General features: G+C 59.6%; 24 protein-coding genes. 17 read left to right on the top strand and 7 right to left on the bottom strand.

Features of this window, described 5'->3' with window-relative positions; all coding sequences use genetic code 11:
- The first annotated feature begins 163 nt into the window (after positions 1 to 163).
- The 7 genes from ACEVJL_RS06655 (at position 164) to spoIIR (ending at position 7461) form a co-directional block, all read left to right on the top strand.
- Positions 164 to 2149 carry a TRAP transporter permease gene (locus ACEVJL_RS06655; RefSeq protein WP_374737279.1) on the top strand — a complete coding sequence of 662 codons (1986 nt, stop codon included), beginning with the start codon at positions 164 to 166 and terminating at the stop codon, positions 2147 to 2149.
- Positions 2150 to 2299: 150 nt separating this feature from the next.
- Positions 2300 to 2779, top strand: a complete 480-nt coding sequence (locus ACEVJL_RS06660; RefSeq protein ID WP_008981383.1) for an Lrp/AsnC family transcriptional regulator — start codon at positions 2300 to 2302, stop codon at positions 2777 to 2779.
- Positions 2776 to 3960: an aminotransferase class I/II-fold pyridoxal phosphate-dependent enzyme gene (locus tag ACEVJL_RS06665; RefSeq protein WP_110441982.1), complete on the top strand. Its 1185-nt coding sequence runs from the start codon at positions 2776 to 2778 to the stop codon at positions 3958 to 3960. Before ACEVJL_RS06660 ends, ACEVJL_RS06665 begins: the two co-directional genes overlap by 4 nt.
- Positions 3961 to 3998: 38 nt before the next feature.
- The gene (thrH, locus tag ACEVJL_RS06670; RefSeq protein WP_302667956.1) at positions 3999 to 4598 is read left to right on the top strand and encodes a bifunctional phosphoserine phosphatase/homoserine phosphotransferase ThrH; all 600 of its coding nucleotides are present in this window, start codon (positions 3999 to 4001) and stop codon (positions 4596 to 4598) included.
- A gap of 28 nt (positions 4599 to 4626) precedes the next feature.
- Positions 4627 to 5910, top strand: a complete 1284-nt coding sequence (locus tag ACEVJL_RS06675) for a DUF1015 domain-containing protein (protein ID WP_374737280.1) — start codon at positions 4627 to 4629, stop codon at positions 5908 to 5910.
- 19 nt (positions 5911 to 5929) lie between these two features.
- A complete protein-coding gene (gene ispE / locus ACEVJL_RS06680) occupies positions 5930 to 6781 on the top strand; it encodes a 4-(cytidine 5'-diphospho)-2-C-methyl-D-erythritol kinase (protein ID WP_302667954.1) in 852 nt (283 codons plus the stop codon).
- 56 nt (positions 6782 to 6837) lie between these two features.
- The gene (spoIIR, locus tag ACEVJL_RS06685; RefSeq protein WP_235396962.1) at positions 6838 to 7461 is read left to right on the top strand and encodes a stage II sporulation protein R; all 624 of its coding nucleotides are present in this window, start codon (positions 6838 to 6840) and stop codon (positions 7459 to 7461) included.
- Positions 7462 to 7495: 34 nt separating this feature from the next.
- Here the strand turns inward: spoIIR and ACEVJL_RS06690 are convergent, their stop codons facing one another.
- The 5 genes from ACEVJL_RS06690 to ACEVJL_RS06710 all read right to left on the bottom strand — a co-directional run bounded on the left by ACEVJL_RS06690 (position 7496) and on the right by ACEVJL_RS06710 (position 15431).
- Positions 7496 to 7735 (bottom strand): hypothetical protein, encoded by a 240-nt coding sequence (locus ACEVJL_RS06690; protein ID WP_020989835.1) that lies wholly within the window; start codon positions 7733 to 7735, stop codon positions 7496 to 7498.
- A gap of 310 nt (positions 7736 to 8045) precedes the next feature.
- Positions 8046 to 10802 (bottom strand): DNA polymerase I, encoded by a 2757-nt coding sequence (gene polA / locus ACEVJL_RS06695; RefSeq protein WP_374737281.1) that lies wholly within the window; start codon positions 10800 to 10802, stop codon positions 8046 to 8048.
- Positions 10803 to 10944: 142 nt separating this feature from the next.
- Complete coding sequence (locus ACEVJL_RS06700) at positions 10945 to 13740, bottom strand: CAP domain-containing protein (protein WP_374737282.1); 2796 nt, start codon at positions 13738 to 13740, stop codon at positions 10945 to 10947.
- Positions 13741 to 13842: 102 nt separating this feature from the next.
- Positions 13843 to 14436, bottom strand: coding sequence for an NAD(P)H-dependent oxidoreductase (locus ACEVJL_RS06705; RefSeq protein ID WP_235398733.1), 594 nt, complete (start codon positions 14434 to 14436; stop codon positions 13843 to 13845).
- Entirely contained in the window at positions 14433 to 15431 is a 999-nt protein-coding gene (locus ACEVJL_RS06710) for a pyruvate kinase (RefSeq protein ID WP_235398734.1), read from the bottom strand. Before ACEVJL_RS06710 ends, ACEVJL_RS06705 begins: the two co-directional genes overlap by 4 nt.
- A 222-nt stretch (positions 15432 to 15653) precedes the next feature.
- On the opposite strand from ACEVJL_RS06710, the gene ACEVJL_RS06715 reads away from it, so the two are divergent.
- The 4 genes from ACEVJL_RS06715 to ACEVJL_RS06730 are packed head-to-tail and all read left to right on the top strand — an operon-like array spanning position 15654 to position 18205.
- Complete coding sequence (locus tag ACEVJL_RS06715; RefSeq protein ID WP_008981465.1) at positions 15654 to 16394, top strand: WecB/TagA/CpsF family glycosyltransferase; 741 nt, start codon at positions 15654 to 15656, stop codon at positions 16392 to 16394.
- Positions 16394 to 17062 carry a dTMP kinase gene (locus ACEVJL_RS06720; protein WP_302667948.1) on the top strand — a complete coding sequence of 223 codons (669 nt, stop codon included), beginning with the start codon at positions 16394 to 16396 and terminating at the stop codon, positions 17060 to 17062. Before ACEVJL_RS06715 ends, ACEVJL_RS06720 begins: the two co-directional genes overlap by 1 nt.
- 35 nt (positions 17063 to 17097) lie before the next feature.
- Positions 17098 to 17643, top strand: coding sequence for a DJ-1 family glyoxalase III (locus tag ACEVJL_RS06725; protein ID WP_151076347.1), 546 nt, complete (start codon positions 17098 to 17100; stop codon positions 17641 to 17643).
- The gene (locus ACEVJL_RS06730; protein ID WP_374737283.1) at positions 17618 to 18205 is read left to right on the top strand and encodes a 5-formyltetrahydrofolate cyclo-ligase; all 588 of its coding nucleotides are present in this window, start codon (positions 17618 to 17620) and stop codon (positions 18203 to 18205) included. The genes ACEVJL_RS06725 and ACEVJL_RS06730 overlap by 26 nt, the downstream gene beginning before the upstream one ends.
- A 53-nt stretch (positions 18206 to 18258) precedes the next feature.
- Here ACEVJL_RS06730 and ACEVJL_RS06735 read toward each other — a convergent pair whose 3' ends face one another.
- Positions 18259 to 18402, bottom strand: a complete 144-nt coding sequence (locus ACEVJL_RS06735) for a hypothetical protein (protein WP_302667946.1) — start codon at positions 18400 to 18402, stop codon at positions 18259 to 18261.
- Positions 18403 to 18614: 212 nt separating this feature from the next.
- On the opposite strand from ACEVJL_RS06735, the gene mltG reads away from it, so the two are divergent.
- Entirely contained in the window at positions 18615 to 19742 is a 1128-nt protein-coding gene (gene mltG / locus ACEVJL_RS06740; protein ID WP_235398738.1) for an endolytic transglycosylase MltG, read from the top strand.
- A 54-nt stretch (positions 19743 to 19796) separates the two neighbouring features.
- A complete protein-coding gene (locus ACEVJL_RS06745; RefSeq protein WP_374737284.1) occupies positions 19797 to 21011 on the top strand; it encodes a peptidase U32 family protein in 1215 nt (404 codons plus the stop codon).
- Between the two features lie 51 nt (positions 21012 to 21062).
- Here the strand turns inward: ACEVJL_RS06745 and ACEVJL_RS06750 are convergent, their stop codons facing one another.
- Positions 21063 to 22025: an S-layer homology domain-containing protein gene (locus ACEVJL_RS06750; protein ID WP_235398740.1), complete on the bottom strand. Its 963-nt coding sequence runs from the start codon at positions 22023 to 22025 to the stop codon at positions 21063 to 21065.
- A 296-nt stretch (positions 22026 to 22321) separates the two neighbouring features.
- Here ACEVJL_RS06750 and rimI point away from each other — a divergent pair, with 296 nt between their 5' ends.
- The 4 genes from rimI to ACEVJL_RS06770 all read left to right on the top strand — a co-directional run bounded on the left by rimI (position 22322) and on the right by ACEVJL_RS06770 (position 26159).
- The gene (gene rimI / locus ACEVJL_RS06755; RefSeq protein ID WP_020989855.1) at positions 22322 to 22771 is read left to right on the top strand and encodes a ribosomal protein S18-alanine N-acetyltransferase; all 450 of its coding nucleotides are present in this window, start codon (positions 22322 to 22324) and stop codon (positions 22769 to 22771) included.
- A 185-nt stretch (positions 22772 to 22956) separates the two neighbouring features.
- Positions 22957 to 23655: an RraA family protein gene (locus ACEVJL_RS06760; RefSeq protein ID WP_008981474.1), complete on the top strand. Its 699-nt coding sequence runs from the start codon at positions 22957 to 22959 to the stop codon at positions 23653 to 23655.
- 47 nt (positions 23656 to 23702) lie between these two features.
- Entirely contained in the window at positions 23703 to 24899 is a 1197-nt protein-coding gene (locus tag ACEVJL_RS06765) for a pyridoxal phosphate-dependent aminotransferase (protein WP_374737285.1), read from the top strand.
- 42 nt (positions 24900 to 24941) lie between these two features.
- Positions 24942 to 26159, top strand: coding sequence for a Na+/H+ antiporter NhaC family protein (locus tag ACEVJL_RS06770; protein WP_374737286.1), 1218 nt, complete (start codon positions 24942 to 24944; stop codon positions 26157 to 26159).
- Positions 26160 to 26279 lie beyond the last annotated feature (120 nt).

Consider the following 26279-nt stretch of genomic DNA (forward strand, 5'->3'; position numbering starts at 1 on the left):
TCATTCCATGGGCTGCGGCGGACTTGTCCGCCGCAGCCCGCTGTGAATTGCGGGATCAACTTGCGAAGCAGAAGCGCCCGCATTCCCTAAAGGGCATGCGGGCGCGTGTGTTCCGCAGGCAGTCGCGGAACCGTAAAGGAGAACGGAGAAAGGATTTTGTGGTATGGACTACAACGAAAAAGAAAGGGAAAAAAAGGTGAACGCACCGGAAGAATCACCGGAAGACGTTGCCGCAGCAGTCGATGAGGTCATGAAAAAATATGACCGAGAGTCCAATGTCCGTGTGTGGGAAGGAGCGCCCAAGCAGGTTGTGCGGGCGATCATGGCTCTCTTTTCCGTCTACTGCATCTATGTGACCCTGTTTGTCAGCGGCCTGCTGGAAGTTCGTCTGACTATGTTCCTGGGACTAATTCTGGTCATCGGTTACCTCAATTATCCCATCAAGAAGGGGATGGTTCGGGTCAACTACATGCCTTGGTACGACATCATCATTATGGTGCTGGGCGCTGGCTCCTTCTTCTACTTTGCATTCAACGCAAAGGAGATCCTGAAGCTGGCCAGCAACATCACCAAACAGCCCATCATGGTGGCCATCGCCATCATCGGCATCTTGGCTTTTGCTGAGCTGTGCCGGCGCTGCGTGGGCATCCCCATCCTGTGTGTGGTGGGTGCACTGCTCATCTATACCTTCGCCAATGTCCGTTTCGGCAAGGTGATTTACGACCTGTTCTACACCACCAACGGCATCATGGGTACCCCCATCAAGGTGTGTGCCCAGTATATCGTGGTATTCATCATCTTCGGCGCGTTCCTGGAGCGCACCGGAATTTCCAGCTTCTTCATTGATCTGGCGAATTCCGTGGCCGGTTCCACCTCCGGCGGTCCCGCCAAGGTGGCTGTTATCTCCTCCGCCCTGTGCGGCATGGTGTCCGGCTCCTCCGTGGGCAACACCGTGACCACCGGTTCTGTCACCATCCCCATGATGAAGAAGACGGGCTATAAGCCTCAGTTTGCCGGCGCCGTTGAGGCATCTGCCTCTACCGGCGGTCAGATCATGCCCCCCATCATGGGCGCTGCTGCCTTCCTGATGGCCGAATTCATGGGAATCCCCTACGCACAGGTGGCCGCGAAGGCCATCCTGCCCGCTATCCTCTACTTCACCGGCATCTATATTGCCGTCCATCTGGAAGCCAAGAAGCTGGGCCTGAAGGGTATCCCTAAGGATCAGCTTCCTAAGATGGGGAAGCTCATCAAAAAGATCTATCTGCTACTGCCCCTGGTGGTGCTGGTAGTCATGGTCTCCCTGGACCTGAAGACCATGCAGTTCTGCGCCGCCGTGGCCATTGGTATTACCATCGTGGTCAGCCTCTTCAACAAGGATGACCGCATCACTGTGACCAAGTTCATCGATGCCCTGGAGGCCGGCGGCAAGGGCACCATCACCGTGGCTGTGGCCTGCGCTATGGCTGGTATCGTGGCCGGCTGCATCACCTCCACCGGTCTGGCTTCCAAGCTCATCACCGCCATCGTGGCTGTCTCCGGCGGCAAGGCTATCATCGCTCTGTTCCTCACCATGCTGTGCTGCATCGTGCTGGGCATGGGCGTGCCTACCACCGCTAACTACTGCATCATGGCTTCCACCTGTGCCCCCATCCTGATGAGCCCCGCCATCGGCATTCCCAAGGTGGCTGCCCACTTTTTCGTGTTCTACTTCGGCATCGTGGCCGACATCACTCCGCCCGTGGCCCTGGCCGCCTATGCCGGCTCCGCCATCGCCAAGGCGCCCCCTATGAAGACCGCCCTCAATGCCACCCGCCTTGCCATCGCGGCCTTCATCGTCCCCTACATCTTCGCCTTCAGCCCTGTGATGCTCTTTGAGTTCAGCAAGGGCACTTCCACCGTTATGATGGTGGTTCAGATCATCCAGATCTGCGTCACCTCTCTGTTGGGTATCTTCGGTGTGGCTGCCGCTCTCAACGGCTTCCTCTATAAGAAGATTAACCCTCTCTTCCGTCTGTTTATGATCGTGGGTGGTCTGTGCATGATGATCCCCGGTACCGTCAGCGATATCGCAGGCCTGGTTCTGGTCGGCAGTGTTTGCGTGTATCAGTATCTGAGTGCCAAGAAGGACCGCTCTGTGGCTGCGTAACACAATTGAGCATAAGCAAAAGACGTCCGCCGCTGGCGGGCGTCTTTTTTGTGCGGAAAGAACAGAGCCAGCATTGCGCATACAGTCAAAATGCGCTATAATATTCAGAACACACCAATTTGATATTGGCGAAAAAGGAGGACGTATCCTATGAACACACTGCTGGAGCTGCTGGAGCAGGACTGCACCCAGTCCGCAGCACAGTTGGCCGCACAGGCGGGCATGACCGAGGAACAGGTGAAGGCGGAGATGGCACGCCTGGAGCAGGACGGGACCATTCTGGGCTATCAGGCCATTATTGACTGGGACCGGGTGAAGCGGGAGAATGTCACCGCTCTCATCGAGGTGAAGGTCGTCCCCCAGAGCATCGACGGTTTTGACCGCATCGCGGAGCGCATCTACCAGTACGACGAGGTAGAGAGCATGTACCTGATGAGCGGTTCGTTTGACCTGACGGTCATTATCTCCGGCCGCACCCTGCGGGAGGTAGCCCAGTTTGTGGGCGAGCGTCTGGCTCCTCTGGAGGGAGTCACCGGCACGGCCACCCACTTCATTTTGAAGAAATATAAGGAAAAACACCTGGTATTCCGCCGTCCGGAGCCCCAGGAGAGGGAGTTTGTGTTTTCATGAATTACGACCAGATCATTTCTCAGCGCATCCAGAATATCAAGCCCTCGGGCATCCGTAAGTTTTTCGACATCCTGGAGGAGATGACTGATGCCATCTCCCTGGGCATCGGCGAGCCCGACTTTGTTACCCCCTGGCACATCCGGGACGCGGGTATCTACTCCCTGGAGCGGGGCCACACCAAGTACACCTCCAACGCCGGCATGCTGGAGCTGCGGCGGGAGATTTCCAACTACCTGCGCCGCCGCTTTGATCTTAACTACGACTACGCCAAGCAGATCCTGGTCACCGTGGGCGGCAGCGAGGCCATCGACCTGGCCCTGCGCTGCCTGCTGAACCCCGGTGACGAGGTCATCGTGCCCGTGCCCTCCTTTGTGTGCTATGGGCCTCTTACCGAGATGGCGGGCGGCGTGCCGGTCTATGTGGAGCTGAAGGCGGAGGACCAGTTCCGCCTCACCCCCGAGCAGCTCAAGGCCGCCATCACCCCCAAAACCAAGGTGCTGGTGCTGCCCTTCCCCTCCAACCCCACCGGCGGCATCATGAGCCGTCCCGACCTGGAGGCCATTGCCGAGGTGCTGCGGGGCACCGATATCATGGTGATCTCTGACGAAATTTACGCCGAGCTTACCTACGGCCAGCGCCACGTGTCCATGGCCAACCTTACCGATATGTATGAGCGTACCGTGGTGGTCAACGGCTTTTCCAAGAGCCACGCCATGACGGGCTGGCGCATGGGCTATGTGTGCGCTCCCCAGCCGGTGATCGCCGCTATGACCAAGCTGCACCAGTTTGGCATCATGTCTGCGCCCACTACCAGCCAGTATGCCGCCATCGAGGCCATGCGCAACGGCGACAAGGACATTGAACATATGCGGGAGGAGTACGACAGCCGCCGCCGCTACCTGGTGGAAAACCTCAACCGCATCGGCCTTACCTGCTTTGAGCCCAAGGGCGCCTTTTACGTATTCCCCTGCATTAAGTCCAGTGGCCTGACCTCGGAGGAGTTCTGCGAGCGCTTCCTCATGGAGGAGAAGGTGGCCGTCATTCCCGGCACTGCCTTTGGCCCGGGCGGCGAGGGCTTTGTGCGGGCCTGCTACGCCGCTTCCATGAAGGACATCGCCGAGGCGGTCAGCCGTATGGATAACTTTTTGCAGAACCTGCGCCGTAAGCAGGGAGAAGAATAAGCCGGACGAACTGAGAAGCGGCATGGAGGAATAAGATCATGAATATCGTATGTTTGGATATGGAGGGCGTTCTGGTCCCCGAGATCTGGATCGCCTTTGCGGAAGAGAGCGGCATCCCTGAGCTTAAGCGCACCACCCGGGATGAGCCCGACTATGATAAGCTCATGCGCTGGCGTCTGGGCATCCTGAAGGAGCACGGACTGGGTCTGAAGGAGATCCAGGCCACCATCGCCAAGATCGACCCCCTGCCCGGGGCTAAGGAGTTTTTGGATGAGCTGCGCACCATGACCCAGGTGGTCATCCTCAGCGACACCTTTGAGGAGTTTGCCCAGCCCTTGATGAAGAAGCTGGGCTGGCCCACCATCTTCTGCAACAGCCTGGAGGTGGCTTCTGACGGGGAGATCACCGGCTTCAAGATGCGCTGCGAGCAGTCCAAGCTCACCACGGTGAAGGCCCTGCAGTCCATGGGCTATGAGACCATCGCCGCCGGAGACAGCTACAACGACCTGGGTATGATCCAGGCCAGCAAGGCGGGCTTCCTCTTCAAGAGCACCGACAAAATCAAGGCTGACCACCCCGAGCTGCCTGCCTTTGAGGAGTTTGGAGAGCTGCTGGAGGGCATCCGCAAGGCCCTTTGACCCAATTTTGGAAACATAGGTGAAAATCATGAACGCGTTTGAATCCCTGCCCTTCCGTCCCGCGGACATTCTGCTGCCCAAGGACTGTGAATACTCCAAGTGGAGCGTGGTGGCCTGCGACCAGTATACCTCTCAGCCGGAATACTGGCAGCGGGTAGCAGAGTATGTGAGCCGCGCCCCCTCTGCTCTGCGGCTCATTCTGCCGGAGAGCTGCCTGGAGGGTCCCAATGTGGAGACCGACATCATGGAGATCAACAACACCATGAGCCGCTACCTCCGGGAGGGCCGCTTTGTCTGCCACCCCGACGCCCTGTTCTATGTGGAGCGCATTCTGGAGGGCGGAAAGGTGCGCCGGGGCCTGATGGGCATGGTGGATCTGGAGCAGTACGACTACGAGCCTGGAGTTGAGAGTCTGGTGCGAGCCACCGAGGGCACCGTCCTCTCCCGCATCCCGCCCCGAGTGGCGGTGCGGAAAAACGCCCCCATCGAGCTGCCCCATGTGATGCTGCTGGCCGACGATCCGGACAAGACGGTCATCGAGCCTCTGGCCGATCAGACGGAGGATATGACCCTCCTTTATGACTTTGACCTCATGGAGGGCGGCGGCCGCCTGCGGGGCTGGGAGCTGACCCAGCAGCAGAAGGAGCAGGTGGCCAAGGCTCTCACCGCTCTGGCCGATCCGGAAGCCTTCCGGGCGCGGTACCATTTGAAGGAAAACCTGCCCGTGCTGCTGTTTGCAGTAGGGGACGGAAATCACTCCCTGGCCACCGCCAAGGAGTGCTATGAGCGGCAAAAGCGGCTCACGCCGCCGCAGCATTGGGATACGCTGCCCGCCCGGTTTGCCCTGGTGGAGCTCAACAACCTCCATGATAGTGCTCTGGAATTTGAACCCATCCACCGGGTGGTGTTCGGGGTGGAGCCGCAGCAGCTGCTGGAGGCTATGGAGGCATATTACCCCGGACTTATCCACGGGGAGGGAGAGGGCCACGTGCTGCCCTATGTCTGGGGAGACTGCCAGGGGACCGTGACGGTTCCCAACCCCAAGGCTCAGCTTCCGGTGGGGACCCTTCAGCGTTTCCTGGATGATTATCTGCAAAATAATCCCGGCCGGGTGGACTACATCCACGGCGCCCAGGTGGCCCGGGATCTGGCCCGGCGGAAGGATACCATTGCCTTTTTGCTGCCCGCCATGGGCAAGGAGGAGCTGTTCCCCACCGTGATCCACGACGGGGTGCTGCCCCGCAAGACCTTCTCCATGGGTCGGGCGCAGGATAAACGGTTTTACCTGGAGGCCCGGAGGATCCGGGACTGAGAGAAAGGGGGCGCCGTGCATGAAGACGCGGGCCTGGGCAAAGCTGAATTTGACCCTGGATGTGCTGGGAAAGCGGGAGGACGGCTATCACGATCTGTGCATGGTGATGCAGTCAGTCACCCTCCACGACACCCTCACCCTCACGCCCAATGAAGGACAGGGGCTGCGGGTAAAGACCAATCTGCGTTTCCTGCCCACGGGAGACAAAAACCTGGCCGCTGCCGCCGCCCTGCGATTTTGGGAGGCCTTGGGCCGGGAGCCGGAACACCTGGATATTGAGATTCAAAAGCGTATCCCGGTCTGTGCCGGTATGGCAGGAGGCAGCAGCGACGCGGCCGCGGTGCTGCGGGCACTCAATGAGTTGGCAGGCAGCCCCTTTACTCCCACAGAGTTGGCCAAAGTGGGGGAGAAGGTAGGTTCCGACGTGCCCTATTGTGTGCTGGGAGGTACCGCCCTGGCCGAGGGACGAGGCGAGGTGCTCACCTCGCTGCCCGCCCTGCCGCCCTGCTGGGTGGTGGCCTGCAAGCCGGATTTTCCCATCTCTACCCCCGAGCTGTTTGCCCGCATTGACAGCTGTAAGATCCGCTGCCGTCCCGACACGGCCGGCATGCTGGAGGCGCTGAAGGCGGGCAGCCTGGAGGAGGTGGCCCGGCGGATGTACAACGTGTTTGAAGATGTGCTTCCCGAGCGCTATCAGGCCCGGGTGGCGGAGATCAAGCATGTGCTTATCCAGAAGGGAGCCCTGGGCGCCAACATGAGCGGCACCGGCCCAACAGCCTTTGGCTTGTTTGACAGCGAGGCGGCGGCCCGAGAGGCTCAGGCAGCCCTGCAAGAGGGATACCGGGATACTTTTTTGTGCCGGAGTGTTTAAAATGGAAAAAAGCCGTCCATCCTACTATGTACTACATAGGATGGACGGTGTTTTTTATGGATCGGAAGCTGAAGCGGTGGGAAGTGGCCCTGTTGTGCGGCGTGCTGGCGGCGCTGTTGTGGAGCGCCTGGGCCGGGCAGGAGCAGGCAGAGCTGGCTGGGCAGGTGATCCGCCTGCATGTGCTGGCCAACTCCGACAGCCAGGCCGACCAGGAGCTGAAGCTGGCCGTGCGGGACAGGGTGCTGGAGCAAGCCGAGGATCTCTATCCGGAAGATGCTACCCTGGAGCAGGCACGAGAGATTTTGGAGGACAACCTGGACGAGTTGGCCGCGGCTGGGCAGCAGGTGGTGGACGAGGCAGGCAAGGACTATCCCGTTACTGCTCAGCTGGAGGAGTGCTGGTTCCCCACCAAGGAATATGAAAACTTTGCCCTGCCTGCAGGAGAGTATACGGCACTGCGGGTAGTGATTGGAGAGGGAGAGGGTCAGAACTGGTGGTGCGTAGCCTTTCCGCCCCTGTGTCTGGGAGCGGCTACCGAGAGCGTAGAGGAGGCCACGGCGGCGGGACTCTTTACGGAGGATCAAGCCGGGCTGATGACCCGGGAGAATGAAGGGTATGTGCTGAAATTCAAGTCCCTGGAGCTGCTGGGAGAACTGCGGGGACTGCTCACTGGAAACTGAAAAGCGCCCGTCCACAAGGACGGGCGCTTTGTGCTTAGTATTCTTCTTTGGACTCCAGCAGGTAGGGGAGGAAGTCGGCCATCAGGGGGATGTAGGTGGCCACAAAGGCGATCCCGGCCAGAATGGCCACTTTGGGCTTGTGCCGGGAGGGGACCAGAAGGCCCAGCAAAATTCCTACGGCACAAAGGCAGATCTTCACCAGGGCGAAGTCACGCCAGGTGCTCTCGGCGGCATACTCGTCCGCCCGGTCCAGTAACCATCTCAGCCAGTTCATACATGCCCTCCTTTTCTTTCCGCTTCCTTGCCGCTTTCTTGTAAGAAAGCTTGGCAAAGAACGTTGTGCGAAACTGCGTTTCGCTTCTGAGTCTGGAGTGATCTCCCGCACAGCCGCAACCGACGGGACATTCCCCTTGTGCTTTCATTTTAAGTCACGCCTCGACAAAATGCAAGAAAAACCGGGGGAAATAAACTGGAAGATGAGATGGCGGAGGACAGCTTTCGACAAAATCCTGCTCCCAGGCGGGGGCAGAAGCAAAACGGAGTTTTGCAGAAAGTTCTTTTGCTGACTTTTCTTTCAAGAAAAGTTAGTGGGCGGAGGCCCAGGTAGTCCCGGCGTGAGTCTCAGCCAGCAGAGGGACAGACAACTGGCATACGCCCTCCATCTCCTCCTTGACTAGCTTACACACCGTCTCAGCCTCAGCCTCGGGGCACTCCACGATCAGTTCGTCGTGGACCTGGAGTACCAGACGGCCCTCCAGCCCCTCCCGGAGCAGGCGGTCCCGCACCCGGATCATAGCCAGCTTGATGATGTCGGCGGCAGTTCCCTGGATGGGCATGTTCAGCGCCACCCGCTCTCCGAAGGAGCGGGTATTGAAGTTGGAGGACTTCAGCTCCGGTAGCCAGCGGCGGCGACCAAACAGGGTGGACACATAGCCGTCCTGCTTGCCCTGCTCCACCACGCCGTCCATATAGGCCCGCACGCCGGAATAGTGGGCAAAGTACTTATCCATATACTCCTTGGCCTGCTGCACGGAAACGCCAATGTCCTGGCTCAGGGAGAAGGGGGAGATACCGTAAACGATGCCGAAGTTTACCGCCTTGGCGCTGCGGCGCATCTGGGGCGTGACCTGGTCAGGTGTCACGCCAAAGACCTGGGAGGCGGTAATGGTGTGGATGTCCGCTCCGCTGTGGAAGCCCTCGATCATGGCCTGATCTCCGGCCATGTGGGCCAGCAGGCGCAGCTCGATCTGGGAGTAGTCCGCGTCCACCAGCACCTTGCCCGGGGCGGCCACAAACATCTCCCGGAGCTGGGCGCCCAACTGGGTGCGGATGGGGATGTTCTGGAGGTTGGGCTCGGTGGAGGAGAGCCGCCCGGTGGCGGTGACGGTGTTCTGGAAGCAGGTGTGGATGCGCCCGTCGGGGGCGATGACTTTGCCCAGACCGTCGGCATAGGTGGATTTCAGCTTGGTGAGCTGGCGGTAGTCCAGAATGGCCTCGATGATGGGGTGCTTGCCCCGCAGTTTCTCCAGCACCTCGGCGTTGGTGGAGTAGCCGGTTTTTGTCTTCTTCACCGGAGGCAGGCCCAGCTTGTCAAAGAGAATTTTTCCCAGCTGCTGGGTGGAGTTGATGTTGAACTCCTCTCCGGCCAGCTCATAGATGAGGGCCTGGTCCTTCTCAATGCCCTGAGCCAGAGCTTCGCCGAAGGCAGCCAGAGCCTTCCGGTCCACCAACACGCCAGAGCGCTCCATCTCGGCCAGCACGGGGCACAGGGGCAGCTCGATCTCCTCATAGAGCTGGGTGAGCTTCAGTTCCTCCAGACGCTGGGACAGCGTTTCATAGAGCGCGTCGATGAGGGCGCAGTGACTCAAAAATGCACCCATGGGGCCGCTGACCTGGGTGGCGGCTCCCTCCCGGTCCTCCACCCCGGCGTAGGGGTCCGCCCCGGCGGAGCGGGCCTCCTCAAAGGCAAAGAGGGAGTCAAACGCACCGGGGGTGAGATACTCCTTGGCCTTGGCAAACTCCTGGTTGTAGTAGGTGAGACCCAACTTCTCCAGGTCGTAGCTGCCGTCGGTGGGGGAGAGAAGGTAGGCGGCCACCTCGGTGTCAAAGAGGATGCCCTGGGGGGCGATCCCCTGGTCCATCAGCTCCTTCTCCAGCTCTTTGGCTCCGTGGACCACCTTCTGGATGTCGGCGGCAAAGAGGGCCTGGAGCACCTGGTTGTAGTTCTCCAGGCGATTGGCGAAGAGCAGAGCGCCGTGGGCCTCGGTGGGGCTGGGCTCAAAGCTGACGCAGACTGCGTCCAGGCCGGGCAGAGCCAGCACGGCCACGTGGTCAGCCTGCCGCCACAGCGCCAGCAGCTCCTGAGCCCGGGCGGCGTCGGCGACCACCTCGCTGGTGCAGGTGCACTCCGCTATCTTGCCCTCCTGGGGAGCGCCCTCCCCCTGGGGGGCGGTGAGGTGGTACTTGTCGATGAGCTTGGCAAACTCCAGCTCCAGGAAAAGCTGGTAGAGGCGGTTGTTGTCCACCTCTTTGCGCAGGTTCTGTTCCGGGGCGAAGTCCAGAGGGGCGTTACACCGGATGGTGGCCAGGTCGTAGGACATGCGGGCCATCTCCTCCCCCTCCTGGAGCTTTTTGATGACGCCCGGCTTGGCGGGGGTGCCGGGGGCCATCTCCGGGGTGGGCATGGCGGCGTACAGGTCATCGATGGAGCCGTAACGGCCCACCAGGGCCATAGCAGTCTTCTCGCCCACGCCCTTGACGCCGGGAATGTTGTCGCTGGCGTCCCCCATGAGGGCCTTGAGGTCGATAATGTGGATGGGATCAAAGCCGTATTCCTCCCGGAAGGCGTCGGGCGTCATGTCCTTGGTGGTGGTGCGGCCCATGCGGGTGGACACCAGTTTGACGGTGGTGTGGTCGGTGACCAGCTGGAGGGAGTCCTTGTCGCCGGTGACCACGATGGTGTCCCACCCGGAGGCGGTGTCCTTGGCGGCAATGGTGCCCATCAGGTCGTCCGCCTCCCAGCCGTCCATCTCGTAGATGGGGATGTTCATGGCGGACAGCACGTCCTTCAAAATGGGCATCTGGCTGGCCAGCTCATCGGGCATCCCCTTCCGGGTGGCCTTGTAGCCGTCATAGGCCAGGTGGCGGAAGGTGGGAGCCTTGCGGTCAAAGGTGACGCACAGGGCGTCGGGGTTGCTGTCGTCCAGCAGCTTGCCCAGGATATTTAAAAAGCCGAAGATGGCGTTGGTAGGCTGGCCGGAGCGGGTGGTGAGATTCTGGCTCACCCCGTAAAAGGCCCGGTTGACCAGGGAGTTGCCGTCCAGGACCATCAGTTTTTTCATGTGGGTATCCTCTCGTTTCTTCCCCGGAAGGGGTAACATTTCTCTCTTAGTATACCAGTCTTCCCGCAGGTGGGCAAGAAAAACCGGGGGCCGCGCTGCGGCCCCCGGAGGGAATAAATGGGAGAAAAGAGGTGTTTCAGAATCAGTTATGTTCCACTTTTAATTGACAGCTGCCCGATTCGTCCAGCACAAGGAAAATGTCCACACCCCGGAAGGTGAAGCCGCCAAAAGCGCTGTCGCCGGGGGTATAGTTCTGGCAGATCATCGCAGAAACATGGGATTTGGCATTGGGATCTTCGGCATACAGCCGTTCCAGGGCGTTCAGATCTGCCACAGCGGTGCCTTGGAAGGGAACCATAGAAGTAAAAGGCATCTCGGCCCGATTGGCCTGTTTGCCGCCTGCCACCCATAGCAGAGCATAATTATAAAGACCTGGAGTAGCTTTCACGCAGCCGGAGAACTGAACGGTGTTTTTCCCGGTGACCTTCAGCTCCATATACTGGCCGCCCTCCCAGTCCTGGCGGTAGTAGTCGGTGCAGCCGTCGGCAGGCAGTGAGCTCTCCTTGGTAAAGTATCGGTCGTTGCCGGAGGAGTTCCCACTGTTCGATCCGGTATTGCCTTCCTCTTTTTCGTTGGAGCCGATAAACAGCTGGACCCAGGCGTTCCCCGGGGCATAGCCCACACCGATCGCATTGAAATTGGCGTTGAGGATATTGGCCCGATGGCCGGGAGAATTCATCCAGCCCGCCACCACAGCTTCGGGAGAGGGGTATCCCATGGCAATGTTCTCGCCGGCAGTGTAGTAGCTGATGCCCATGTCTTTAAAGATACTGGAGAAGCTGGAGCCGTCGGGGCGGGTGTGGTCGAAGAGCGTCAAAATCTCCTGGGCACGAATCTGGGCGCCCTGGGTGGCTTTTTCGCTGATGCTCAGAGGAGACAGCCCCTCCTTGGCGCGCTCCGCATTGACCAGACGTACCACCTCCTCGGCCATGGCCTGGGGATCGATGGAGACAGGCTTGGTCACGGTCAGAACCGCAGAATCCTTTACTCCGTTTTTGGCGGTGACTGTGATGACCGCGGTGCCCGCGCTCTGGGCGGTAATGCGGCCGTTCTGGGTGACGGTGGCCACGGAAGGATCGCTGGAGGACCAGGTGAGCGTCTTGTCTGCGGCGTTGCTGGGGTAGATCGCAGCACTGCCTGTGGTGCTCTCTCCTACCTGAAGGGAGGTGGCCGCCAGAGTCAAAGACACATTGGTGACCTCTTGACGGGGGACGTTGATGGTGACCCGATCCACCAGGCCGGCTACCTGACACAGAATCACACAAACTTCTGCACGGGTAATGTTGCTGCTGCCGTTAAAGCGGTAGTTGGTGCCGCCGGACAGAGCTCCGGCCCGGTACCACTTGTATACCTGAGGGCCGTAGGGGTCGCCCTCATCCACATCCGGGATAAAGCCGTCGGGAATATCGTTGATGGCAGGAAGCTGGCTGGCCGGAACGGCCTGATCCAGCAGAGCCACCATCTCGTAGCGGGTGGCTTTGCGGTCCATCTGGGACAAGCCGACTCCGGGCAGAACAATGCCGTAGTTTACACAGTACTGATAGTAGGGGGTGTACCAGGGAGAGGAGGCAGAGACTTTGGGCAGCGTGCCTTTACCCTGGCTGTGGAGCTGATAGGCCAGCACCATGGTCTGGCCCAGAGTCAGATTTCCGTTGGGGGTGAAGGTATTGCTTCCGGTGCCGGTCATCAGGCCCTCTTTGGTGGCCAGAGTCACATAGGGGGCAAACCAGCTGGCAGCGGGAACGTCGGCAAAGTTAGTGTTGGAGGGGCACTCCGGTTCCACGGGCTTTTCCGGTTCTTCCGGCTCCTCCGGCTCGACGGGCTGCTGGTTATAGGTATCCGGATCAAAGAAATCCACCTGGTAGGAGAAGGCGGCGGGAGAGCCGCTTTTGCTCTTCAACCCGTCAATGGTGACGGTGTAGACGCCCTCATACCGGTCGATATTGTCGGGGCGGAAAATGATGCAGTTGGCTACGCCGTAGTTGCCGGTGTTCACATTGAGATAGCGGCCTGCACCGGCGTTATAGCTCTCGTTCCCAGACAGAACCCAGCTCTTGCCGTCGCTCTCCCGCACCAGGGTGATGGTGAGCTGGGACAGGGAGGGGATGGCATACTTCTGGGGGTTGAGAGTGACGCTCCAGGCGGTATTTGTCTCAAAACCGCCAGTGTTGGTGGGGAAGTTGCCGGAAGCAGGCCAGGCGATAAAGTCATAGTCGCACCCGGAGCCGCTGCGGTCAAAGACCTTCTCGGTTACATAGCGGCCGTACCCGCTGGAGGACTGGGCATAGCCAAATCCCACTTTGCCCAGAGTGGGGTTGAGCTGCCAGCGGCGGTGGCCCACCCGGCTGATGTTGGAGCTGTCGCTGTCGTCCATGAAGCCGTCAGGGGCAAAGGCAAGGGTGACGCCGGCATACAGGTTGCTGGACGAGGCGGCGGAGTAACCCTGCTTATAGAAGCTCTCGTCCATATCGGCGGGTTTGCTGGGACTGTGGCTCAGACCGCCGTTGGCGGCAGTGAGCACCGCACCGTACTGGGCATTCTCGCACAGACTGGCGTCCAGGGTGACGGAGGGAAGTCCGGCAATGCGCCGCAGGGCGTTGAGCCGGTCCACCGCCCGCTGAAGAGCCTGGCTGCTCACCCGGCCAATGGAGTAGGGGGCGGTGACAGAGGGGGTCACGTCAAAGACCTGGTCGGGCATGGTGTTGGGATTCTCACGGAGCAGCTGCGTGATCTCCTCTTTGGACAGCTTGGGCAGAGAGGTGGAACCGCTGTCCCGATTGCTGCCCGCCGCCCAGGCAGCCGGGATCAGAGACAGCACCAGGGCAAGTACACAGGTCAAAGCGATGAGTTTTGCCAGGGGAGAGGTACTTCGTTTCATGGTGATCGCTCCTTCTCTATATTTTATTTTAGTCAAAGCACGCGCAGTTTCCCACAGACGAGGGCAGAGCCGCGGACGCTATGGGCTGTCCTTTCTGAAAGTTTAGAGGGTTTGGGCCAGATGCTTTGCCTCCCGTTTGGCCCGGTTCAAAATGGCCTGGGCGTCATTTTCCCACACGTCCAGTCCCTCGGCGGTAAGACAGTGGGTGCGGGAGATGCCGAACATGTCGCTGAGTCCCTTTAAATAGTCATAGCCAAAGTTTTTATCGCCGATCTCGCCTCCGGCGGTGGTGATATACACCAGGTTGCCTGCCTTGCACAGGCCCTCCTGCTTGCCTTCCAGGGTGTAGTGGAAGGTGATGCCCAGCACGCTGGCCCACTCCAGGTAGACTTTTAGGGCGGCGGGGAAGGTGAGGTCCCAATAGGGCGCTGCCACCACCACCAGATCAGCGCCCTGCATCTCATGGGCGGGGGCAAACATGGGGTCCCAGGGGTCGGCCTGGAAGCGCGCGTCCCGCTCTGTGGTCATGGGGCCGGTGAGCACCGGCAGGTCACAGGCGGTAAGGTCCCGCTCCAGAATTTCTGCCTTGGGCCAGCGGGCCTTGCAGGCGTCCAGAAAGGCCTGGCTGAGCTGCCAGGTACGGGACTCCTCCCAGCCGCGCATACAGGCGTTGACAAACAAAATATGCTGTATCATACTGCATTCTCCTTTCCAAGATCGGCCAGGGCCTGGCTTGCGGTTTTGACCAGATAATCCATGGCCTCCACAGGGTAGTCTCCCGCGGCGGTCTCACCGGTGAGCATCAGCGCGCAGGAGCCGTCCAGCACCGCGTTGTAGATATCGCTTACCTCAGCCCGGGTGGGCACGGCCCGCTGCTGCATGGACCAGAGCAGCTGAGTGACCACAAAGAACGGCTTCCCTGCCTCCCGGCAGGCGCGGGCAATGTGCTTTTGGGCGGAGGGCAGCTGCCACAGGGGCATGCTGTTGCCCAGGTCGCCCCGGGCAATACAGACGATGTCGGCAGAATCGATGATCTCGTCCAGCTTCTCCAGTCCCCGCTGGTTTTCAATTTTCGCCATGATCTTCCCGTGCTCCAGCCCGGCCTCAGCCATGGCCCGGCGCAGGGTGTGGACATCCTCCGCACCCCGGACAAAGGGCTGCAGAATGTGGGTCACGCCGAAGCGTTTGGCCTGGGCCAGATTGTCCAGATCTGCCTGGGTGAGGGTGGGAGTATGGACCTCCCGGCCTAGAATGGCCAGGCTCTTGCGGCTTTGAAGCTGCCCGCCCCGCTCTACCCGGCAGAAAAGACCGTCCGGGCGCTTTTCCTCCACCTGTACCAGCAGGGCGCTGTCGTCCAGGGAGATGCGGTCTCCCGGCTGGGCAGCTTCCAGGGCGGCGGTGGGAATGGGGATGCCGCCGGGGCCAAGCACGGTCCGGCTCCCGGACTCCAGCGCAACGGGAGCAGTGAGGGTACCCACCCGCAGCTCCGGGCCTTGCAGGTCTATGATGAGATGGGCGGCACGGCCGCAGGCGCGGGCGGCAGGCCAATAGATATCCTCCAGCAGGGGGGCGCACTGGGGGAGGGTGGTGTGAGACAAATTGAGCCGCGCGCCGGTCATTCCGGCGGCAAACAGCCCGTCCAGGGTGGCTCGGTCGGCGCAGGAGCCACCCAGAGTGGCATAAAATTCCATGGAACATTCGCTCCTTTTTTTGCTGCTGTCTCTATTATGGTGCCCTCAGCCCCCTTCGTCAATCGAAATTCGGGGAATTTCCCGGAAATCGGATTGTTTACCCCTTTTTCATAGACTTTTTTCCGGAAGCGTGATAGAATAAGATGCCTGAATGAAACCATTGCCCTCAAAAAGGCATGACCATAGTCCAACCAATTCTTTGATGATGTGGAGGATGTTCCATTGAAAACGAATGTGTTAGGCATCCAATTTGACAACCTGACCCGTGAGGAGGCCCGCCAGGCGGGCCGGGAGCTGCTGCGGGGCAGCGATTTTCACTACGTAGTTACCCCCAACCCCGAGTTTCTGCTGGCTGCGGAAAAGGACCTGGAGTTCCAGAAGATCCTCAACCGGGCCGATTTGGTGCTGCCCGACGGCATCGGGGTGGTCTATTCCGCTAAGATTTTGGGTACACCTTTAAAGGAGCGGGTAGCCGGCTTTGATTTTGCCTGCGACATGCTGGAGGAGCTCAACGAGCTGGGCGGCCGGCTCTATCTGCTGGGCGCCAAGCCCGGCGTGGCCGAGGAGGCCGCTGCCAAGATCGTGGAGCAGCATCCCAAGATCGTGATCTGCGGCACCCACGATGGCTACTTCAAGGAGTCTGATCCGGTGGCCCGGGAAGTGGCCGCCGCCCAGCCCGACCTGCTGTTTGTCTGCCTGGGCGCCCCCAAGCAGGAGAAGTGGATCGCCCGCTTTGGACTGCTCACCGGAGCCAAGATGGCCATCGGCCTGGGCGGCGCGCTGGACGTGTTCGCCGGCAACGTGGAGCGGGCTCCCGAGAAGTGGCAGAAGATGGGCATGGAGTGGGCGTACCGCCTCAGCCGTGAGCCCAAGCGCTTTGGCCGCATGGCCAAGCTGCCCCTGGTGCTGGTGAAGGCCGCAGGGCAGCGCGTCACCGGCCGCCGCCGTCCGGGGGTTCTGTGATGGCGGGACGGTTGATTGTATTCGAGGGTACCGACGGCTCCGGCAAGTCCACCCAGTTTCAGGCCCTGTGCCGCCGGGTGACCCAGAGCGGCCGGGACTACCAGAAGCTGGTTTTTCCCCAGTATAAAGAGCCCTCCTCCGCCCTCATCCGCATGTATCTGGCGGGGGAGTTCGGTACCCATCCCCAGGATGTAAACCCCTACGCCGCCTCCGCCTTCTATGCGGTGGACCGGTACGCCTCCCTGAAAAAGGTGTGGGGGGAGTACTATGAGCAGGGCGGACTGGTGCTCACCGACCGGTACACCACCTCCAACGCGGTACACCAGGCGGTGAAGTGTGCCCCCCAGGAGCGGGAGGCCTTCCTGCGCTGGCTGGACGATTTTGAGCACGACAAGCTGGGCCTGCCCCGGCCCGACCTGGTGCTCTATCTGGATATGCCCACCGAGCGGGCCGTAGAACTGCTGCGCCGCCGGGAGGCTGCCACCCACACCAAGGCCGACATCCACGAGCTGGACACCGGATATCTTGCCGCCTGCCGGGACAGTGCCCTGCAGGCCGCCCAGCTGCTGGGCTGGAAGGTGATCCCCTGCGTCAACGCCCAGGGCGAGGTGCGCAGCGTGGAGGAGATTCATGAGGAGATCTGGTCCCTGGCGGCCCCTGTGCTGTAAGAGACCGGACGACAGGACAACAAGGAGGGTTATCCATGGTATATGTACTGCTGGCCCCCGGCTTTGAGGAGTCCGAGGCCATCGTCCCCACCGATCTGCTGCGGCAGGGCGGGCTGGAGACCGCGCTGGTCTCCCTGTCCGGCCCCACCGTCACCGGGGGACACAACATTACCGTCCAGGCCGACCTGGAGCTGTCCCAGGTGGATCTGGACCAGGCGGAGATGATCGTGCTGCCCGGCGGCGGCGTGGGCGTGGAGAACCTGTGGAACAGTGAAGCGGTCTCCCAGCTCATCCAGGAGGCCGCCAAGCGGAATATCTGGCTGGCCGCTCTGTGCGCCGGCCCTGTGCTGCTGGCCCGCTGGGGTCTGCTGGACGGCCGAAAGGCCACCTCCTATCCCACCCGCCACGACCAGCTGGGCAAGGCCGAGGTGCTGCCCCAGGAGCGCGCCGTGGCAGACGGCAAGTTTGTTACCGGCCACGCCTGCGGCTCCTCCTTCGACTTCGGTCTGAAGCTGGTGGAGGTCCTGCGGGGCAAAGAGGTTGCGGACGAGATCAATGGACGTATCTTCTACTATCGCTGAGGCCAAAAAGGCGTTGCGCGCCCGGTTGAGGCGGGAGATTGCTGCCATTTCCCCTGAGGAGTGTCTGGAGAGCGACCGGGCCCTGTTTGACCGCTTTTTGTCCCTGCCTCAGGTACAGGCAGCGGACACGATGTTTTTGTTCTGGGGTATCCCGGGACGGGAGCCGGAGACGGAGCGGCTGGTGCGGGAGCTGACCCGGCAGGGCAAGCGGGTAGGCCTTCCCCGGATGCTGCCCGGACACCAGATGGAGGTGCGGCAGTTTGATCCCCGCATCCCAATGAAGCAGGCCGCCTTCGGCATCTGGGAGCCGTCGGAAGAGGCTCCGCTGCTGGAGAAAAAAGACATTGCGCTGGCCCTTGTTCCCGCCGTGAGCTATGACCGCCGGGGGTACCGGCTGGGCTTTGGGGGCGGCTACTACGACCGGTGGCTGGAGGATTTTTCCGGCCGGACGGCAGGTCTGTGCCGGGGTGTCCTTCTTCAGAAGCAGGTTCCCATCGAGGGTCACGACGCCCGGGTGGAGGTGGTGCTCACCGAGCAGGAGGCCATCTGGATACAGACATAAAAAAAGCGGGACTTGAAGTCCCGCTTTGTCCCGCGCCGGGGCCTAGTGTAGGGTCAGCAGCCGCAGCCGTTGTTGCAGCCGCAGCCGTTGCTGTTCTCGCTGGCGCCGTTGTTGCCGCAGCAGCAGCACAGGACGATGATCAGCAGGATGATCCACAGGCAGCCGTTGCCGCCAAAGCCGTTATTGCCAAAGCACATTGTTGTTTCACCTCACTTACCCCGCCGGGGTTTTCCCGGCGTTCTGGTATAGTCTATGGCAGCCCCCTGTCCCAGGTTCCCTGGCAAAGAAAATTTTCTTGCGGGCGGGCGCCGTTCCCAACCCAACCATTGGACCGGCCCAAGGACCGGAGCCGACGGAGCCGGAGCCAAGGCCCGGTCCATCCGGCAGATTTGATTTAGGAGCTGACTCTATGGCACAAGATTATCAATCTTCCTCCTCCAGACAGCCGCGGCGGCGGGAGGAGACGCAGCGCTCATCCAACACACGGCGCCGGAAAAAGCGCTCTGGCCTGAGCGGAGCGGCCATCTATGCGATTTTTGTCATCGGCGTGTCCGCGCTGCTGGCCTGCATCGGCTGGGTGGCTGCCAACGACGTGCTGGCTCTGAACAAACCAGAGAAGACCGCTACCATTACCATTACCAACGACGACAGCTTTGGTGATGTGGCTGAAAAGCTCAAGGACGAGGGACTCATCGAATATAAGTTCCTCTTCAATCTCTTTGCCACCTTCACCCGCAGCAAGGACGACGTGGTGGCAGGCACCTTTACCCTGAACACCGATATGGACTACCGGGCCCTGCTGTCCGGCATGAGTGCCAACTCGGCCACCCGGGCCACCGTCACCGTGACCATCCCCGAGGGCTACACCGTGGATCAGATCTTCACGCTGTTGGAGGAGAAGGGTGTGGCCAGCGTGGAGGACCTGCAGGATATGGCGGCCAACCACGACTACGCCTTCTCCTTCCTCCAGGATCTGGAGCTTGGGGACTATCACCGCCTGGAGGGCTATCTCTACCCCGACACCTACGAATTTACCACCCCCCAGAACCCCCTGTATGTCATCAACAAGATGCTGGTGCGCTTTGACGAGCAGTTTACCGATGCAATGCGCCAGGAGGTGGCAGACAGCGGCCGTACCATCCATGAGATCATCACCATTGCATCCATGATCGAGAAGGAGACGGACGGCAATGACCGGGCCGATATCGCCTCGGTCATCTACAACCGCCTGAATAACCCCAGCAGCGGAACCCAGGGATATCTGCAGATCGACGCCACCCTGGCCTATATCAACGGCGGCAAGGTGCCCACGGAGGCGGACAAGTCCATTGATTCCCCCTACAACACCTACCTCTACAAGGGACTGCCTGCCGGACCCATCTCCAACCCCGGTCTGGAGTCCATCAAGGCAGCTATGAATCCCAACAGCACTTCGTACTACTACTACGCCCTGGGCGACGACGGAGTACACCACTTCTTCAAGACCCGGCGGGAGCAGCAGAACTTCATTGCTACTCAGGAGCTTTACAACAAATAACAAAAGCAGGCCCCGGAGCTACTCCGGGGCCTGTACTCTGGAGGGAGAACCGATATGAAAAAACCGGAACTGCTGGCTCCGGCAGGAGATATGGAGCGGCTTCAGATGGCGCTGGCCTACGGAGCAGACGCGGTCTATCTGGCGGGTACCATGTTTGGTATGCGCTCCTTTGCGGGCAATTTTACCCCCGAAGAGCTGAAAACCGCCGTAGAACTGTGCCACAGCAAGGGAGTGCGGGTCCATGTGACCTGCAACACCATGCCCCGCAATGAGGAGGTGGCCCGGCTCCCGGAGTGGCTGGAGTATCTGGACAGCGTCGGAGTGGATGCCATCATACTGGCCGATGTGGGTACCATGGCTCTGGCCAAGCGCCACGCCCCCCACGTCCAGTGCCACATTTCCACCCAGGCCAGCATCGTCAACTACCAGTCTGCCACCGCCTGGCACGACCTGGGAGCCAGCCGGGTGATCCTGGCCCGGGAGCTGAGCCTTGATGAGATCCGGGAGATCCGCCTCAAGACCCCCAAGGAGCTGGAGATTGAGGCCTTCGCTCACGGGGCTATGTGCGTAAGCTATTCCGGACGGTGCCTGCTGTCCAACTACATGACGGGCCGGGACTCCAACCGGGGAGCCTGCGCCCAGCCCTGCCGCTACCAGTACGCCCTGATGGAGGAGAAGCGGCCCGGCGAGTATTTCCCCGTCTTTGAGGAGAATGGGGAGACCTACATTATGAACTCCAAGGATATGTGCATGATCGACCACGTGGCCGAGCTGATGGAGGCGGGTCTGGACTCTCTGAAGCTGGAGGGCCGGGCCAAGAGCGCCTACTATGCCGCCATTGTCACCGGAGCTTACCGCCACGCCATCGACGCAGCGGCGGCGGGACAGCCTCTGGACCCGGTATGGCGGGATGAGGTGGAGCGCATCAGCCACCGGCATTACTCCACCGGCTTCTATTTTGGCCAGCCGGGCCAGTATACCGAAAACTCCCGCTATGTCCGGGACTGGCAGATCGTGGCCAAGGTGCAGTCCTGTGACGAACAGGGCAACGCCACCCTCACGCTGAACAATAAGTTCTCTGTGGGGGATACCCTGGAGCTGGTAGGTCCCGACGTACGACCCCAGACCCTCACCGTGGAGGGACTGTGGGACGAGGCGGGAGAAGCTTTGGAGCAGGTGCGCAAGCCCCAGATGGTCTTCCGCATGAAGCTGCCTCAGCCGGTGCCTCCTCTGTCCCTGCTGCGCCGTCAGGCAGAGCTGACCCCTTAAACAAGAAAGCCCCCGCCGGCATCTCAGCCGGCGGGGGCAGTTTTGTCCGTGTCAATCGGTGGGGTTCAGAGTTTGGAACATGCGCAGGGCCATGATAAGGCAGGACTGGCGCTGGGCGCTGCGCTGAGGGGAAAAGCGGTTGTTTCCGGTACCCACGATAATGTCGTGGCGGGCCATAAAGTACACGCTGCTCTTGGCCCAGGAGGCGATGGAGCTGTCGTCGGCAAAGGAGCCGGACTGTCCCTCCACACTGCCGCCCAGCTTGCGGTAGACGGCGGCGAGCATGGTGGCTGCCTGCTCCCGGGAGATGGACTGGGAGGGAGAGAAGGTAGTGGCAGAGGTGCCGGCAGTCAGCCCCAGTGCCCAGGCCTTGCCTGCCTCCGGGTCGGAGGTGTCGGTGAAGGGAGTGTGGCTGGGGGCAGAGATGGCCTCTCCGCCCATGGCCTCATACAGCCGCACTGCAAGGGAGGCAAACTGCAGCCGGCTGATGGAGCCGCGCAGGTCCTGGCCCTTAAGGCGCGCCGGCATCAGATTCATGGCAATGGCCTCGTTGACCAGATCCACTGCCCACTCATCCACCGGCTCCCCGGTAATGGTGGTGGTGTTGAGCCCGCCGCTTCCCGATGCGCGCACCCAAACCCCGGCGTCCATGGCCTGACTGGAGTGGGGGTCCTGAGTGATGACATGGTAGATATAGTTGTGGTCCCGCACGGTCAGGTGCTCCTGGGAGGTGAGGGTATTTTCCAGTGCCCAGTAGCCGGAGGAGGAGCGGTAGGTAAAGCGCTCCACGATAATTTGATTGCCAAGGTCACTGCGCACGACAGTGCCGGGAGGCAGCAGCGTCAAGGTGTGGGACAGGGTGGGGGAGTAGAGAAAGCTCTCTGTCCCGTCCGGGTCCTGAGAGAGATGGTAAACGGCCTGATTGCTCTGGATGGTGGCGGCCAGACTGCTTGGAACCAGCAGAGCGCACAGGGCGCAGGCGGTAAGCAGGAGGGAGAGGGCGCGTCGAAGCATGGTCATTTCCTTTCTGATGGGGGAGCGCACAGAGCGCCCCGGGGTGGAAGGGCTTGCGTGGTCGGCTGAAAATAGAGACAAAAGAATAACCTTATTTATATAGACGGGGATACACAGGAAAAGGTTTCAACATTTTGACAGGAAAAGAAAAATCGTAGCTTTCACGAAAATCAGGCAATGAAATTGTGAAATCTGCCGGTGCAGTTGTGCCGCTTTACACAGGAAAGCGGATGGTGTATGATTAAAACAATAATTCCGGCAGGAGCCTGAAAAAAGGGTTTAGGAGATTGTTTTATATGTATTATCAGATCGTTCCCATGGACCGCAGTCACATTGAGCAGATCGCCCGGCTGGAGCAGGCCTGCTTCTCCAGTCCCTGGACGGAGAACATGCTGGCCGACGCCCTGTTTGATACCCAGGCCAGCTTTATCGTGGCCGAGGATGAGGAGGGCAACGTGCTGGGCTATGCTGGCCTGCACGTCATTGTAGATGAGGGGTACATCGACAACGTGGCAGTGGAACCTGACGCTCGCCGCCACGGGGTAGCCAGCGCCCTTCTGGACGTGTTCTGCCGCTTTGGCGAGGTAAACCTGGCTTTCCTCACCCTGGAGGTGCGTGCTTCCAACCAGGCGGCTATTGCCCTGTATGAGAAGCACGGATTTACTCAGGCAGGACTGCGGAAAAACTACTATGACAAGCCCAGGGAAGATGCGGTTCTTATGACCAGATATTTTGAAAAACAGTAAAAAGCAAAAATATTGGATGGATTCCCGCCTGAAAATGGTTGAAAAACCACAGGCGGGAATTTTTGTGTTGTTTATTCTACAGAAAAATATTCACTTGCAAGGTAATATGTTGACAAATAAACAACAAAAAACTAAAATGAATGCAGAACAACACCCAACCGGTACATACAGAAAGGCAGGCAGAAATGGCAGTTGGAAATCGTGTGTTTTTAAAGCGGCCCATGCCAAGCCAGGAACTGTTGGATGGCTTTGCAGGGCTGCCCGCGGCAAACATTGCCGATACCATGGGGCGCTCCTGCGCCATGAATCCCAGAATCAAGCTTATGAGCGGCTTTCAGGGGATCATGGTGGGTCCGGCGCTGACCGTAAAAGCCAGAGCGGGCGACAACCTGTTTCTCCATCAGGCGCTGGACATGGCTCAGCCGGGCGACATCATTGTGGTGTCCAACGATGAGGATCAGACCCGGTCTTTGATGGGTGAGATCATGTTTACCTATGCCAAGTACCAGCGTAAGCTGGGCGGACTGGTGCTGGATGGCCCCATTCGGGATGTGGACGCGGTGCGGCAGATGGATCTGCCGGTCTATGCCAACGGTTCTACCCCCGGCGGTCCCCATAAAGAGGGACCCGGAGAGATCAATGTACCCATTGCCTGCGGCGGAGTGAGTGTGAATCCGGGCGACATTATTGTGGCTGACGCCGACGGCATTATTGTGATTCCGCTGAAAGACGCCCCGGCTGTGCTGGAGGCGGCGAAGAAGTTCCATCAGCAGGATGAGGCCAAGGTGGAGGCAGCCAAAAATGGAACCTCCAACCGTGCCTGGGTGATGAAGACCCTGCAGGCAAAGAATACGGAGTTTATTGATGGAGCGTATGGAGAATAATTCATTTGCCCCAGACACCCTGTGCGGATATTGAGAGGAGTATAACTATGGCAACCACACTGGCAGAACGTATGAAAAAATTCAGCGGTTCCCCCACCTCGGCTCTGATCGCCAAGGTGGCAGAGCTGAAGCGGCAGGGAAAAGATATTATTTCCCTCAACGTAGGGGAACCGGATTTTGGAACTCCTGATTACATCAAGGTGGCCGGTATGAAGGCCATCGCGGATAATTTCACCAAATATACCCCCGGCAACGGCATTCTGGAGCTTCGCCAGGCCATTGTAAAGAAGCTGAAAGAGGACAATGGTTTGGACTATACCGTCAATGAGGTGACCACCGCGGTGGGAGCCAAGCAGGCCATTGCCAGTGCCATGATGGTGATTGCAGGTCCTGGCGATGAGGTGCTGCTCCCCATTCCCTGTTGGGTCAGCCACACAGAGATGATTCGTCTGGCGGGTGCTACTCCGGTGTTTGTGCCGGTGCGGCAGGACAATTATGAGCTGGACCTGGATGCCATCCGGGCGGCTATCACCCCGCGCACCAAGGCCATCGTCATCTGCACCCCCAACAATCCCACCGGTGCGGTGTATAGCGAGGAGAGCCTGCGGGAGCTGGCCGACCTGGCGGTCAAGCACGATTTCTTTATCGTGGCCGATGAGATCTATGAAAAAATGGTCTATGACGGTGCAAAGCACTTCAGTGTGGCCTCCATCTCCCGGGAGGTATGGGAGCGGACCATTACCGTCAATGGTTTTTCCAAGGCTTACGCTATGACGGGCTGGCGTATCGGCTATGCCGCGGCCCGGGCGGATGTGATCAAGGGAATCATGGCGGTGCAGAGCCAGACTACCTCTGCCACCAGCGCGATTTCCCAGAAGGCGGCTCTGGCGGCTCTGCAGGGCTCTCAGCATGACATGCAGGTTATGGTGGAAGAGTTCAAGCGGAGAAAAGATTATGTGGTGCAGCGGCTCAATGCCATAGAAGGAATTACATGTCCGGATGTAAAGGGCGCGTTCTATGTATATCCGGATGTGCAGCCCTATCTTGGCAAGCGGTTTGGGGATAAGGTGATTGAGAATGCCGTAGACCTGTGCCAGTATCTGCTGGATGAGGCGCTGATCTCCACAGTACCCGGTGAGGCGTACAATGTCCCTGGGAAGATCCGAATCTCCTATTCCAATTCCATGGAGAATCTGGAAAAGGCGCTGGACCGTATGGAACAGGCACTGAAGCAATTGAGCTGAGAAGTATAAACGAACTGGTATTGCATTGGAAGAAAGGAGATTATGATGGAGGCGAAAAAATCGTACCCAGTCAGCTACTATGGCGGTCATGTGGGAGCTTGGCTGTGTGTTGCTCTGGCGGTAGCCGGGATCATGTATATGCTGCTGATCCGGGGCGGCGGAACAAAGAGCATGATGGTGGTTTTGTTCCTCTCCCTGGTGCTTGGACTGATTTTGGCAAAAGATCGTAAGGCCTACGGCGACGAAATGTTAAAAGGCCTGCGGGAATCCATGGTCTGCGTGATCTGCGTGGCGTTCTTTATGGCGGGACTACTGTCTGCCCTGCTGAAAACCAGCGGATTGATTGAAGCCCTGATCTGGGTTGTGGCCCAGATGAACGTGAATACAGGTTTTATTCCGGTAATTGCCTTTTTGGTCTGTGTGCTGATTTCCACAGCCTGCGGAACCTCCACCGGAGCCGTCACTGCAGTTTCTGCCGTAATGTGCCCCTTGGCAGGTGAGCTGGGGATCGATATGGGCCTTATGTGCGGCGCGATCATCAGCGGCTCCATTTTTGGCGATAACCTGGCTCCCATTTCTGATACCACCATTGCATCTTCCCAAACTCAGGGAGCCAGCGTCAATGATGTGGTGCGTACTCGTATCCCCTATTCCATTATTGTAGGCGCTATTTCCGCCGTGCTGTATGTGGTGATCGGCCTTCAGCAGTCCAGCGGTGGAAGCGCGGTGATCGAGGGCGATCCCACCAAAGCCAAGTCCCTGATTTTCCTGGTTCTCCCCATTGTGCTGGTCTATATGATGCGCAGAGGTTGGGGCCTGGTCTCCGCCCTGCTCCTTTCCAATGCGCTGGCCCTGCTGTTCAGCGTTGTGCTGGGTGTCATTGAGCCTTCTGTCCTGTTCAGTGATGACAGCCCCGTTGCCTCTGGTATGATCGGCATGGCAAATGTGGCCATTGTATTCTTTGGTCCCTTCGTCAAGCAGCTGATGAGCGATTATAAGGACGAGGCAGATCCCTGTCGAAGCGCCAATATTCTGGACGGCGTTGCCTGCGGAACGAACGGACTGATCCCTCACGGCAATCCTGCTCTGGTGATCACAGGCGTAGCGACCAGCGTAGCTGGAGTTCCGGCGTCTTTCTCCTTCCTGAATTTTATTGGATATACCTTCCATTGCTGGGGCCTTCTGATTATTTTCCTGCTGAGCATTCTGACCGGTATCGGAAGAAAGCGGAAAAAGGAAAACGTACAGTCCCAGGGATAAACAAATACTCTCTCCTTAATATGACCCGGCGGCGCCGCGCAGGACTTCTGCGCAGCGCCGCCGGGTTTTGCGCTGGAAGCGGGGAGATTGACCACAATGGCAAACTGTGGTATCCTTTCC

The sequence above is a fragment of the Flintibacter porci genome, from assembly GCF_041925195.1.
Lineage (GTDB): Bacteria > Bacillota > Clostridia > Oscillospirales > Oscillospiraceae > Lawsonibacter > Lawsonibacter porci.

Coding starts and splice junctions, on each gene's coding strand:
- ACEVJL_RS06700 (WP_374737282.1), bottom strand. CDS start 13,740: ATGAAACGAAGTACCTCTCCCCTGGCAAAACTCATCGCTTTGACCTGT.
- rimI (WP_020989855.1), top strand. CDS start 22,322: ATGTATTATCAGATCGTTCCCATGGACCGCAGTCACATTGAGCAGATC.
- polA (WP_374737281.1), bottom strand. CDS start 10,802: ATGAAAAAACTGATGGTCCTGGACGGCAACTCCCTGGTCAACCGGGCC.
- ACEVJL_RS06705 (WP_235398733.1), bottom strand. CDS start 14,436: ATGATACAGCATATTTTGTTTGTCAACGCCTGTATGCGCGGCTGGGAG.
- ACEVJL_RS06655 (WP_374737279.1), top strand. CDS start 164: ATGGACTACAACGAAAAAGAAAGGGAAAAAAAGGTGAACGCACCGGAA.
- ACEVJL_RS06735 (WP_302667946.1), bottom strand. CDS start 18,402: ATGTGCTTTGGCAATAACGGCTTTGGCGGCAACGGCTGCCTGTGGATC.
- ACEVJL_RS06690 (WP_020989835.1), bottom strand. CDS start 7,735: ATGAACTGGCTGAGATGGTTACTGGACCGGGCGGACGAGTATGCCGCC.
- spoIIR (WP_235396962.1), top strand. CDS start 6,838: ATGGATCGGAAGCTGAAGCGGTGGGAAGTGGCCCTGTTGTGCGGCGTG.
- ACEVJL_RS06665 (WP_110441982.1), top strand. CDS start 2,776: ATGAATTACGACCAGATCATTTCTCAGCGCATCCAGAATATCAAGCCC.
- ACEVJL_RS06720 (WP_302667948.1), top strand. CDS start 16,394: ATGGCGGGACGGTTGATTGTATTCGAGGGTACCGACGGCTCCGGCAAG.
- thrH (WP_302667956.1), top strand. CDS start 3,999: ATGAATATCGTATGTTTGGATATGGAGGGCGTTCTGGTCCCCGAGATC.
- ACEVJL_RS06725 (WP_151076347.1), top strand. CDS start 17,098: ATGGTATATGTACTGCTGGCCCCCGGCTTTGAGGAGTCCGAGGCCATC.
- ACEVJL_RS06765 (WP_374737285.1), top strand. CDS start 23,703: ATGGCAACCACACTGGCAGAACGTATGAAAAAATTCAGCGGTTCCCCC.
- ACEVJL_RS06710 (WP_235398734.1), bottom strand. CDS start 15,431: ATGGAATTTTATGCCACTCTGGGTGGCTCCTGCGCCGACCGAGCCACC.
- ACEVJL_RS06750 (WP_235398740.1), bottom strand. CDS start 22,025: ATGCTTCGACGCGCCCTCTCCCTCCTGCTTACCGCCTGCGCCCTGTGC.
- mltG (WP_235398738.1), top strand. CDS start 18,615: ATGGCACAAGATTATCAATCTTCCTCCTCCAGACAGCCGCGGCGGCGG.
- ACEVJL_RS06745 (WP_374737284.1), top strand. CDS start 19,797: ATGAAAAAACCGGAACTGCTGGCTCCGGCAGGAGATATGGAGCGGCTT.
- ACEVJL_RS06675 (WP_374737280.1), top strand. CDS start 4,627: ATGAACGCGTTTGAATCCCTGCCCTTCCGTCCCGCGGACATTCTGCTG.
- ACEVJL_RS06730 (WP_374737283.1), top strand. CDS start 17,618: ATGGACGTATCTTCTACTATCGCTGAGGCCAAAAAGGCGTTGCGCGCC.
- ACEVJL_RS06760 (WP_008981474.1), top strand. CDS start 22,957: ATGGCAGTTGGAAATCGTGTGTTTTTAAAGCGGCCCATGCCAAGCCAG.
- ACEVJL_RS06770 (WP_374737286.1), top strand. CDS start 24,942: ATGATGGAGGCGAAAAAATCGTACCCAGTCAGCTACTATGGCGGTCAT.
- ACEVJL_RS06660 (WP_008981383.1), top strand. CDS start 2,300: ATGAACACACTGCTGGAGCTGCTGGAGCAGGACTGCACCCAGTCCGCA.
- ispE (WP_302667954.1), top strand. CDS start 5,930: ATGAAGACGCGGGCCTGGGCAAAGCTGAATTTGACCCTGGATGTGCTG.